Genomic DNA, 11,339 nt, shown 5'->3' on the forward strand with positions numbered 1-11,339 from the left:
CAGAACATGAGCGTCGACACCGACGAGATCGCGGCAGCGTTCCGCGTGATCCTGAGCCGGCACCTCGACGGCCAGGAAATCGGTCCGGACGACGACTTCTACGCCATGGGAGGTGACTCCCTCACCGCCCTCAGAGTGGTCGCCGACGCGAACGCGCAGGGCATCGACGTCACCCTGCGGGACGTCCTGTACCACTCCACCCCGCGCACGCTGGCCGTGTACCTGGCCGCCAAGGACGACGACGCGGTGGAAGACCGCCCCGCCGGCGGCGGCCTCACCGCAGCGGACCGGGCGCTGCTGCCGTCCGGGCTGGCCGGCGCGCTGCCCGCGTCCGCGCTGCAGGTCGCGATGATCTATCTGTGCGACAGCAGCGCGGTCCCCGGGCTCTACCACTCGGAGTTCAGCTGGGAGGTGGGCGAGCCCTTCGACGAACCCCGCTTCCGCAGGGCACTGGCGGCCCTGTGCGAGCGGCACGCGGCGTTGCGCTCCTCCTTCGACCTCGGCACGTACTCCGTACCGGCGCAGTTGTTCCACCGGAGCGTCGAGACACCGCTGACGGTGGGCTCGGCCCCGGACCGTGACACGGCCCTCGACTGGGGCAGCGCGCCGCTGTTCCGGTGCGGCGTCGAACCTGCGGCGAGGTCGTTCCGGGTGACCCTGCGCGTCCATCACGCCCTCGTCGACGGCTGGGGTTACGGGCGGCTGATCGTGGACCTCCTCGCCCTCTACCAGGAGTCGCCGCTGCCCGGCCTGCCGCTCGGCGTCGAGCAGGCGTTCCTCGACGCCGAGCACGCGCAACTCGCCGACCCGGCGGCCGCCGAGTACTGGCGGGCACAGGCGGGCGAACCTCTGCTCTTCCCCGGGTCCGCGCGCTTCACCGGGGCCGCCGACGCCCGGGAGAGCGTGGAGTTCCCCTTGTCCGACCCTTTGATCGCCTCCCTCAGGAACACGGCTAAGGAGCTGCGCGTCCCGCTCAAGTCCCTCGCGTTCGCCGCCCACGCGCAGGCTCTCGCCGTGCTCACCGGCCACAGCGAAACCACCACGGGCCTGGTGGTCAGCACCCGGCCGCAGACCGAGGGTTCCGACCTCGTCGCCGGGCTCTACCTGAACACCGTGCCGGTCCGCGTCCGGGCGCGCGGCTCCTGGCCGGACCGGGCGGTCGCCGCGCTGGTCGCGGAGCGCAACGCGCGACGGTACGCCGCGTATCCACTGGCCCACATCGAGCGCGAGCTGGGCCACCCGGCCTTCGAGGCGACCTTCAACTTCACCCACTTCCACCTGTACCGGGACCTCGACGCGCTGGACGGCCTCGACGTACGGGACTGGCGCGTACGCGGGAAGCCGAGCTTCCCGTTCCGGGTGGACTTCGAGCTGGAGGGTCTGGAGGCGGGCAGCCGCGTCGTTGTCGCGTACGACCCGGAGCGGCTGCCCGGAGCGCAGGCGAAGCGCTACGCGGACCTGTTCGAACAGGCCCTGGGTGAGGCGGCCGCCGCATGAGGCGGCCCGCCCGCGACCGCCCCCTCCTGGCGATCGCCTACGACGACGGAGCCGTGTCACCGGGCGAAGTGGCGGTCGCTCTGGCCGAGTTGGGCGACGTCGTGTTCCTGGTGCCCGACACGGCCCACGTCGCCTCGATGCGCCCGGTGCTCACCCGGATCGGCGAGGTGCGGGACCTGTCCGGCGACGCGCGCGCGGACGCCGAAGCCGTGCGCCAACTCGCGCCGGACGCGCTCGTGACGTTCAGCGAACGCATGATCCGGGCCACCGCGGAGCTGGCCCGATCCGCGGAACTGCCCTACCACTCCCCGGACACCGCACTGCTGCTCACCGACAAGACCCGGCAGCGGGCCGCCCTGCGGGCCGCCGGCGTGGACGACCTGCGCACGGCTCCGCTGGACTCCCTGGCCGACTGGCCCGCGGCCTTCGCGCACGTCGGACTGCCCGCTGTCGTCAAACCGGTGCGCGGCGCCGGCAGCCGCCACACCCACCCCGTGCGCGACGAGGAAGAAGCCCTGCGCGTCCTGACGGAGATCTTCACCGACCTGCCACCCGCGCCGTCGGGCGAACCGCGGCTGACCCTGGAGGAGATGCTGGTCGGACGCGACCGGCTGCCGCTGGGTGACTACACCTCGGTGGAGAGCCTGTGCGGACCCGAAGGCGTCACGCACCTCGCCGTCTCCGGCAAGTTTCCGCTGGTCGCCCCCTTCCGGGAGCCCGGCCGCTACTGGCCGATCCAGCTCCCCGAGGACGAACGGCTGGCGGTCCTGGACCTGGTGACCCGCGCGCTGGAAGCGCTGGGCGTACAGCACGGCCTCACTCACACGGAGGTGAAGCTGACCCCCGACGGGCCCCGTCTGGTCGAGGTCAACGGCCGTCTCGGCGGCCACGTGAACGGCCTGGCCCGCACCTCGTGCGGCGTGGACCTCGTGCACGCGGCCGTGCTCCAGGCGCTGGGCCGCCCCACCGGACTGGGCCCCCTGCGCCCCGACCGCGTTCACTTCCAGCACAACGGTCTCGCCCCGCTCCGGCCGTGCCGGCTGGTCTCCGTGGACGGGGCGGCCGCGGTGCGCGGCATGGCGGGAATCAGCGGCTACCGCACCTTCGTACGACCGGACGAGCAGTTGCCGGGCGGCGTCATGACGCGTGAACTGGACGTGTTGTGGGGTGTCGCCGACACCCACGAGGAGATGGTGCGGCTCGTCCGGGACGCCCTCGAAAACCTCCACTACACCTTCGACTTCACCGATCCGCGGGACGGAGTCCGTCCCCCCGGAGGACCGACGGGCCTGCGCACCGTGGCCGCGTCGTCCTGCGGCGCCTGGCAGGACCTGCCGGCTCCGGAACCCGCCTGTGAACCCATCCGCGGAGCCGCGCGCGGGCTCGCCCCCGAGCCCATCCGCGGACCCGCTCTGGAACCCGCCCCCGAAGGAGCCTCATGAACACCCCTGTCGTCGCCTCTCCCGTCACGGCCCTGATCGACATCATCGACGGGCAGCGCTGGGACGACCTGAAGTCCGTCCTCGCCCCGGACTGCGTGATGGAGCGCCCCGGCTCGCAGCCCATGGCGGGTCTCGACCGGATCGAGCACTTCTACCGCAACGAACGACAGGTACGGCACGGGAAACACGTGGTGGACCGGGTGGTGGCCGACGAGGAGGCGGCGGCCTGCTGGGGCACGTTCCGCGGGGAGACCCCCGACGGCTCCGTGATCGAGGCCCGCTTCGCCGACACCTTCGTCCTGGCGGACGGCCTCATACGGCGCCGCACCACCTACGTCCACGCACCGGGCCACTGACATCCGTTCCTGGACGGCTCGGACCATGGGGCCGAGCCGTCCAGGGACAGGCGCTCACGCCGGAACGGGCTGCGCCTTGGAGTGTGGTGCGGTGAGGCGTCCGGTGCGGGCCAGCGCCGCGACCGCCGCGGCGCAGGCCGCCCCGGTCGCGGTGAGTGCGGCCCAGGGCAGCCAGGTGGCGTCATGGCGCTGGGCGTGGTCCCACAGCGCGCCGGTGCCGAGGTTGCCCAGGGTGATTCCGAGGCCGGAGACGGTGTTGTAGAAGCCGTAGTGGGTGGCGACCAGGCGGTTCCCGGCCAGGGCGACGACCGTGTCCATCTCGAAGGGATAGACGATCGAGGACCCGGCCGCCAGCAGGACGACGGCCAGGACCAGCGCCGCCAGTACGGCAGTTGAAGCATCGCGCGGGCTGAGAGCCAGTGGTACGAACGCGAGCCCCATCGCCGTCAGCCCGCGCACCAGGGCCTCACCGGGTTGCCAGCGCCTCTTGGCCCAGCCGGTGAGCCGTAGTTGGCCCACCACGGCGACCGTGGCCGAGACGACGAACAACCCGCTGGTGACCACCGTCCCCTTGGCTCCGAGGGATTCGGTCGCCGCGAGCGGCAGGGCGAGGTAGACCTGGAAGGTCAGGACGTACGAGCCGATCATCGCCGCGGAGAAGAGCAGGAACGGCCGGTTGGCCACGACGCTGCGCCACTGCGTGAGCACGCTCTCGTGCCTGCCGTCGCGTGTGTGTTCATGATGCGCCGGCAGCGCACGCCATTGCAGCAGGGTGAGGAGGGCGAAGACGCCGGCGGCGACCGCACATACGAGCCTGAAGTCGGCGGCCAGCAGGGCGAGTCCGACGAGGGGGCCGAGCAGCATACCTGCCTGGTAGTAGACGTTGAAGGTGGCGAAGGCGTCCACGCGCTGCTCGCCGGCCTCGGCGGCGAGATGGGCGCGGACGGCTGGATTGAACAGGGCGCCGGCGAAGCCCGTCGCGGCGGAGGCGGCGATGAGGGCGGGCAGGTTGTGGACCCAGCCGAGCAGGCCGAAGCCCAGGGTGCGCAGCAGGCACCCGGCCATGATGGGGATCTTGAAGCCGAAGCGGTCGGCGAGCGTTCCGCCGATGAGGAACATGCCCTGCTGGGAGAAGTTGCGGACGCCGAGGACGAGTCCCACGGCCCAGGCGGCCAGCCCCAGTCCGTCGGACAGATGCGCGGCGAGGTAGGGCATGAGCATGTAGAAGGAGAGGTTGATGGCGAACTGGTTGGCCATCATCAGTCGTGCGCCGGCGGGAAAGGAGAGGGTCTGCTGCCACAGGTGCTTCATCGGGTGGCTCCCGTGAGGGCGTGACGTTCTGGGCGGGCGAGGGGGTCGACGACGTGGGTGCAGCGGGTCCAGCGGGTGACGGTGCGCTCCCGGCTGTCGGAGATCTCGTCGGGGTCGTCGGCGGGCAGGTGGCCGAGGAGGTTCTGGCGGCGGCAGTAGGTGTCGTCGAAGACCGTGCCCACGTAACGCTGCGGTCCGTCGGGGAAGACCGTGGCGATCCGGTTCTCCGGTGGCAGGGTGCGAGCCAGCCAGCGGGCGACGAGCGCGACGGCGCCGGCGCTCCAGCCGCCGGTGGCGTAGTGGTTGCGGGCGAGGTTGCGTGCGGCCCACACGGCTTCCGGGGCGGCGACCCAGTGCACCTCGTCGAAGAGGCCGTAGGCGACGTTGCCGGGGTAGATGCTGGAGCCCAGCCCGCGCATGAGGCGGGCGGCAGCGGGCTGACCGAAGATCGTCGAACCGGTGGTGTCGACCCCGACGATCCGCAGGTGCGGGAAGTGGCCGCGGAGCACCGAGCCGATGCCGGCGGAGTGGCCGCCGGTGCCGACGGAGACGACCAGGGTGTCGATGGGGCCCAGCTGGGCGACGAGTTCGCGGGCGAGCGGGGCGTAGGCGGCGACGTTGTCGGGGTTGTTGTACTGGTCCGGGCACCAGGCATCCGGATCGGCTGCCAGGAGTGTTTCGACGCGCTGTCGGCGGGCCTTCTGCCAGCCGCCTTCCGGGTGAGGTGTGGTGACGAGGTCGACCCGCGCGCCGTAGGCGGTGAGCAGGCCGGTCATCAGCGGCTCCATGCCGGGGTCGGTGACGACGGTGACGGCATGACCATAGGTCGCGCCGGCCAGCGCCAGCCCGAGGCCCAGGGTGCCGGACGTCGACTCGACGATGCGGGCACCGGCTACGAGCCGGCCGCTGTCGCGGGCGGCGCGGACCATGTGCAGGGCGGTGCGGTCCTTGATGCCGCCGGGGTTGTGCCCTTCGAGTTTGGCCCAGAAGCCGCGGCCGGCTGCGGTGAAGGGAGCGCCGATCCACAGGACGGGAGTGTCGCCGACCAGGCCGGCGGGGGTGTGCTGGGGGTGCTCGGCGTCGGCCGGCACCTGGGCAGGGGGCATCGACAGCGTTGTGGGGGTTGGCTGGTTCATGGGCGTGCTTCTCCTGCGGTCGGCGCGTCCAGGGGACAGCCGACCGGTGTGTGAGGAGGGAGACGGAGATGATCGGTCGCCGCGGCCCGGATCGGGTGGGTACGGCGAGGGGCCGATCAGGTCCGCCACACGCCGAGAAGAGCTCGCGTATCTCCGGCGGACAGCGCCAGGAGGGAAGGGGGAGATCGGCGCAGCGCCGGCGGTGGGAGGGACGGATCGGGAGCGAAGAGTTCGGCCGGGAGGACGGTGGGGAGAGGCAAATGCGTCAGAGCCAGGTCGCGGGGCGGCTGTTGGGCCGGCTCGTCCAGGCCGAAGCAATGAGCTGGGTTGTCAGGCGTGGGCGTGCGCGGCCCAGTCGTGCTCCCTCTTGCGTGCGGTTGCTCCCCGCATGCGTGGGGAGACGCTTGCGAGAGGACGTCGGCGCGCTGAGCGGGGGTTGCCGTCGGGCCGTGGCAGCAGGCGAAGACGTGCATGAGCGTAGTCAGCAGTACGACGAGTACCGCTCCGGCCCAGGGCACGGAGCGGCTGCGCGTCACTGATTCCGCTCGCATGGACACGAAGGGTAGCCGAATGGATGCGACGGACCATGAGCACGAGGAGCGCGGCGTGGAAGGGGACGACAGTGGCGACGTCGGTGAGGTACTTCCTCAGGCCGCCGGTGTGCTGCCCTTGTGCGGCGGGCCGAGGGTGGGCATGCCGAGATCGGCGTGGGACGGGGCGGTGTGGCAGGCCGCTGCCCGTTGGCGTCGACGTACGACGAGGATCCCCGTGACGGCTGCCACTGTCACTGCCGCGAGGGCGGGTATCCACAGCACGCCGATCGCCGAGACGGCCCCGACGCCGCCGATCACGGCCAGGATCGGGCCCGCGCAGCACACCGCGCACGCGGCGACCGCGGCCGCCCCGGCACCGAGAGCGCCCCAGGGCCTGGACGTGCGGGAGGACGGAGTGTTCATACGTGTGCTCCGAACAGGTCGGCCAGCATCCCGGCGGCGCTTTCGGGAGCCCGCACGGCCAGCCGAAGGACATCGGGGGTCAGATGGAGGGTGAAGTCGAAGAAGGCGCAGCACCCTTGCTCGGCCGTGGCCAGCGCCGCGAGCTGAGCGGCGAGTTCGCCGTCCGGCGGGAACGAAAGCCGCATGCCGTTGTCGATCTCCTCGCACCGGTCGGCCTTCGCGACGAGCGCGCGCCACTGTGCGGTGCGTTCGCCCAGCTCGGCACTGCCGAGGGTGCAGGCGACAGGTACGTCCCGCCACGCCTCGGGGCCGGGGCCGGAGGCGGGGCGGGTCGGCGTGAGCGTCACCGGGACCGGCCCGGCCCCTTGCGCGCCGGGCGTGGTGCAACCGCAGTCAGGGTCGCACGCGCCCGCCGGCGCGGGGCCCGACAGCGCGGCGTGGACCCCGGCCAGGTGGGAGGAGAAGGCACGCAGCTCGGCGATGCGGCCGTCGGTCTCCCTGATCCGCTCGGCGATCATCGGCAGCATCCGAGCCCGTACCGAGGCGCAGACACCGTCCTCACGCAGGTCCAGGAGGTCGCGGATCCCCTCCAGCGTCAGGCCCAGCAGCTTCGCCGAGGAGATGAACGCCAGCCGCTCCACCGCGTCCTCACCATAGGTCCGGTATCCGGACGCGGTCCGCTCGGCCGGCAACAGCCCGGCACTCTCGTAGAAGCGCAGCGTTGTCGCCGGAACGCCGGAGCGTTCGGCCAACTGCGAGATGCGGTAGTTCGCCATGTCGCCGACGGTAGACCTTCGACCCGACTCGAAGGTCAAGCGCGGACCGTGCGGGGCGCCAAGCCCGGGTGCCTGGTCGGCGTCGTTGCAACGGCCCGATTCGCGCCGGAGCGCAGGCGGGGTCCCACTCACGAGCGTGAACAGATGTTCCGCACAACCCTCAAGCCCGACGAGGTGCCGTTGTGCGGTGTTGGCGTGCGCGCCGCAAACACGGCGTGACCGGGCGTGCCGCGCCCGCTCTGGCGTAGGAGGCCACGTGTCAGCCGCGTCGCTTCAAGACGAGGTTCCGGGCCATATCGGAGGGCAGGACCCTCCTGGCACAGAGAAGGGGTCCGCTGGTCCACCCGTTCGGCAGCACGCCGCGCCTGTCGGCCGGGGCACCCCTAGCATGCTGACTGTGCGACCCATTCTCCCGAAGATTGAGGGCGGCCGGGTACAGGGCCTCCTGCAGCTCGTCGAGGACGGCATCCACCTCGTCGTCGCGGCGCTCCTCGTCCTGCTCGCGGGGCTCCTGAGCGTTGGGGTCATCCACGACGTCATCAGGTCGGTCCAGGGGCCGTACCGCGAGGAGACGGTCGTTCTCTCCGCCCTGGACAACAGCCTTGTGCTGTTCATCGTGGCCGAGCTGCTCCACACCGTCCGCCTCACCATCAGGAACCAGACCCTCGATGCGGAGCCTTTCCTCGTCGTCGGCCTGATTGCCGGCATCCGCAAGGTGCTCATCGTGACGGCCGAGGCGGAGAAGTCCTTCCGGTGGAACGTCGAGGGCGTCGAACTGCTGATCCTGGCGGGTCTGATCCTCGTGATGGCGACAGCGGCGTACGTGTGGCGGCGCTCGACGCGGCCGGGAGACTATTTCCCGCTCCAGGAGGCGCGGCGCTCCCCGTCGCCGGCGCCGTCATCCACCTCGGTGCCCGGGTCCTGATCCATCACCTTCCGCAGCCAGGGTCGCCCGCACCCGCTGGTCCTCGCGAGCAGAGCCGACGTCCCGTTCCAGGGGTGTACGGCTCACGGCAGTCGCGAGGTCTTCCAGGGCCCGTTTTTGCAGTTCCGCTTCGCGCCGCACGACCGGGCTCCCATTGCCGGCGGCGGCGTCCTCCCACTCGTGGAGCGCCTCCTCCACGCGTCCCCAGTCCGGATTTCTGTGCTCGCGCACGGCGACTGCTGCCTTTGCGGTGTCCGCCTCCAGGGCCTCGGCGAACCGCTCCGCCTCGGGGACGAAACGGCTGTCGGCCCGCGGGACGTGGCTCTCCATGAGCATCGCCGCGCGGCCGAACCCCTTGAGCGCCTCCTGCGCCTCCTGCGCCTCGCGCGACGTCAGACCCCTGGGGCGTACCGGTTCCTGCCTTGCCCGGTCGTATGCCTCCTGCCAGGCGGCACGCGCCTCCCTGCTCTCCAGCAGTGCCCTGCGCATGTCGGCGTGATGCTCCCGGGTCGGTTCGGCGTAGTTGCGGAGCACCGCGGCCGCGTAGCGGCCGTTGGCGGCGAGCCAGTCCGCAAGCCGGCCCGGCAGCCGGGGTGTCTCCCATGCGGGGAACACCACGTACGCCAGCATTGCCAGGGCCCCGCCGAGCAGGGTGAGCACCACCCGCTCCGGGACTGTCTGCTCCCATGCCTGGCCTCCCATGCCGAGCAGGAAGACGACGTACGCGGCGGTGAAGCACTGGGAGTAGGCGTAGCCGGTACGGTTCAGCGTGTACGACACGCCTGCCGAGACCACCGCCAGCGCGCCGGACACATGGGCGTCCGGGCCCAGGGCCCGCACTATCCCGGTGGCGAGCGCGACCCCGGCCAGGGTCCCGGCGAGACGGGCCACCGCACGCGCGTACGTCCGGTGGAAGTCCGGCCGCATCACCATCACCGAGGCGATTGGCGCCCAGTAGCCGTGGCCCAGTGGGAGCCGGGCGGCGATCAGATAGCCGAGCGTGGCCACCGCCGCCAGGCGGACGGCGTGCCGGAACACGGGCGAGTCCCGGCGGAGCTCACGGCGGACCGCCCGTACGACGACCGGGACCAGCCGGAGCATTGTCGGGCGCACCAGGAACTGGGCGCCGGCGAGGCCGGGCGGCGTGGGCGTCCTCCCGGGCGCGCAGCCGCTCCCGGCGATCTCCAACGCCTCGCCGAGCAGTTCCACGAGCCGCTCGGCGGCTTGCCGCGCGGGGCCCTCCAGCACCTCGTGCTCCTCGTCGACGCGCAGGGCATCCATGCTCTCGGGCCGCACCTCGGCGGGAGTGCCGCGGCGGATCGAACGGGCGGCCGCATCCAGGACGTCGGCGGCCGCGTCGAGCAACTCCCGCGCGCGGTCCCGCCCGGGTCCCTCCGCCGGGGCGCCCACGTCCGGGTCGGCGAGCGCGGCGACGACCGGCCGAATGCGCTCGGCGAGTCCCCGGGGGCCGTGCAGGACGGGGGGACGGGTGCGAGCCTGTGACGGCGTCACGGCAGCCGCGTCCCGGGCCGTCATCAACGGCTCCGGGTCGAACGGGGCGGTCGGGTCGTGCCGCAACCGGCGGGCGTAGTCCGCCACGGCGGCCAGGGCGTCGGCGAGCGCGTCACGATGCGCTCCCCAACGCCGGATCGGGAACAGCAGGATCAACACGGCCTGCGTCACGCCCCCGAGTGCGATGACTCCGGCGTGCTCCAGTGCTCGCCCGATGCTCGTGGGCAAGGTGATGGTCACGAGCATGCTGCCCACGGTCGTCGCTGCGACGATCCCAGCGGTCGATCCGACGGCCCACGCCATTCCCGCGGCAAAGGCCCATACGGCCAGCAGCGGCAGGAACGTCACGAGTCGCCCCGCCGCCAGGTAGCCCACGAATGTGCTGAGCGCCAGCCCCGCGCCCGCGCCGAGCGCGACCACCTTGCGTGGACGCCAGCTGCGCTGGAAGGTGGCCCCACCCGCGGAGTAGGCGCCGAGGGCGGCGGACGCGGCATAGGCAGGGGAGATCAGCCACAGCGTCGGCCCGATGACGATCGCCACCCCAGCGGCCGCACGCAGCGCGAGCAGGGGCTCCAGCCGCGTCTCCTCGATCTTGAGCCCAGATCGCACGACCTCCCCGAAGGCCCGCGGCCACGTCACGGGTGTCCGCCTGGCCGGAACGCCCTGCCGGGTCGCGTCGGCCTGGTTGAGGTGCGGCAGCCATCGGGCAAGGAAGCCTCCCACACGGCCCGCGAACTGGCTGGCGGCCGCAGCCGCCGGACGGGGTGCTGCCCCTGCGGACACTGCTGAGCGTCCGCCGTCCGTCCTCCGGGCCGGAGCGCGGGCAATCGCTGTTGGTTCAGGTCCGGCCGGAGCGCGGCGACTGCCCCCAGCCCCGTCCGGCGGACGGGCGGATCGCCACCCGTCCCGCGGACCGGTCCGAGGGACACAGGTGGGACGGCGGCCCCGAGTCTCTTACCGCTTGTGGCCGTTGCCGTGTCCGTCGGGGTGCAGGACCACCTTGGTCCAGCCCTCGTCACGGGCGTCGAAGTGCTCGTAGCCGGTGGGGGCGTCGTCCAGGCTGAGTTCGTGGGAGACGACGAAGCTCGGCTTCGCCTTCCCGCCGGCGATCAGGTCCCGCAGTGCCCGGTTGTACCTCTTCACCGGCGCCTGCCCGGTCCCCATCTGCTGGCCCTTGAACCACATCATGCCGAAGTCGATGGGGACCTTGCCCTGGGCTTCGAGCTCGTTCTGGGCCTCCGCGCCGCCGGGGTCCTGGGGCAGGAACACGCCCACCACGCCGATGTCGCCGGTGAACCTGACCGAGTCGATCAGGCCGTTGAGCGTGAGGCTGGCGTCCTCGTGTCCCTGGGGGTCGTGTGCCTGGTAGCCGACGCATTCGCAGCCGTTGTCGGCGCCCAGACCGAGGGTGGCCTCCTTGACGACCTC

Annotated in this window: 9 protein-coding genes and 1 pseudogene; 4 read left to right on the top strand and 6 right to left on the bottom strand. The window is 72.1% G+C overall.

Annotation, left to right across the window (positions count from 1 at the left end):
• The first annotated feature begins 6 nt into the window (after positions 1-6).
• Genes AB0924_RS27760 through AB0924_RS27770 form a run of 3 tightly spaced genes read left to right on the top strand, consistent with a single transcriptional unit; the run spans position 7 to position 3,295 of the window.
• Entirely contained in the window at positions 7-1,497 is a 1,491-nt protein-coding gene (locus AB0924_RS27760; protein ID WP_366912835.1) for a condensation domain-containing protein, read from the top strand.
• Entirely contained in the window at positions 1,494-2,939 is a 1,446-nt protein-coding gene (locus AB0924_RS27765; protein ID WP_366912836.1) for an ATP-grasp domain-containing protein, read from the top strand. The genes AB0924_RS27760 and AB0924_RS27765 overlap by 4 nt, the downstream gene beginning before the upstream one ends.
• Complete coding sequence (locus AB0924_RS27770) at positions 2,936-3,295, top strand: nuclear transport factor 2 family protein (RefSeq protein WP_366912837.1); 360 nt, start codon at positions 2,936-2,938, stop codon at positions 3,293-3,295. The genes AB0924_RS27765 and AB0924_RS27770 overlap by 4 nt, the downstream gene beginning before the upstream one ends.
• Positions 3,296-3,349: 54 nt before the next feature.
• Here AB0924_RS27770 and AB0924_RS27775 read toward each other — a convergent pair whose 3' ends face one another.
• The 4 genes from AB0924_RS27775 to AB0924_RS27790 form a co-directional block, all read right to left on the bottom strand.
• Positions 3,350-4,606, bottom strand: a complete 1,257-nt coding sequence (locus tag AB0924_RS27775; protein ID WP_366912838.1) for an MFS transporter — start codon at positions 4,604-4,606, stop codon at positions 3,350-3,352.
• On the bottom strand, positions 4,603-5,742 hold the full coding sequence (locus AB0924_RS27780; RefSeq protein WP_366912839.1) for a PLP-dependent cysteine synthase family protein: 1,140 nt from the start codon (positions 5,740-5,742) through the stop codon (positions 4,603-4,605). Before AB0924_RS27780 ends, AB0924_RS27775 begins: the two co-directional genes overlap by 4 nt.
• Positions 5,743-6,389: 647 nt before the next feature.
• On the bottom strand, positions 6,390-6,698 hold the full coding sequence (locus AB0924_RS27785; protein WP_366912840.1) for a hypothetical protein: 309 nt from the start codon (positions 6,696-6,698) through the stop codon (positions 6,390-6,392).
• Positions 6,695-7,474 carry a heavy metal-responsive transcriptional regulator gene (locus AB0924_RS27790; protein WP_358940034.1) on the bottom strand — a complete coding sequence of 260 codons (780 nt, stop codon included), beginning with the start codon at positions 7,472-7,474 and terminating at the stop codon, positions 6,695-6,697. The genes AB0924_RS27785 and AB0924_RS27790 overlap by 4 nt, the downstream gene beginning before the upstream one ends.
• A 388-nt stretch (positions 7,475-7,862) precedes the next feature.
• Here AB0924_RS27790 and AB0924_RS27795 point away from each other — a divergent pair, with 388 nt between their 5' ends.
• Positions 7,863-8,399: a phosphate-starvation-inducible PsiE family protein gene (locus AB0924_RS27795; protein WP_366912841.1), complete on the top strand. Its 537-nt coding sequence runs from the start codon at positions 7,863-7,865 to the stop codon at positions 8,397-8,399.
• Here AB0924_RS27795 and AB0924_RS27800 read toward each other — a convergent pair.
• Together AB0924_RS27800 and AB0924_RS27805 are read right to left on the bottom strand one after the other, a co-directional pair.
• On the bottom strand, positions 8,373-10,550 hold the full coding sequence (locus tag AB0924_RS27800; protein WP_366912842.1) for an FUSC family protein: 2,178 nt from the start codon (positions 10,548-10,550) through the stop codon (positions 8,373-8,375). The genes AB0924_RS27795 and AB0924_RS27800 overlap by 27 nt on opposite strands.
• 315 nt (positions 10,551-10,865) lie before the next feature.
• Positions 10,866-11,339 (bottom strand): annotated as a pseudogene (locus AB0924_RS27805) (aldehyde dehydrogenase); the annotation flags it as partial.

Source organism: Streptomyces sp. NPDC047869 (assembly GCF_040704065.1).
GTDB lineage: Bacteria > Actinomycetota > Actinomycetes > Streptomycetales > Streptomycetaceae > Streptomyces.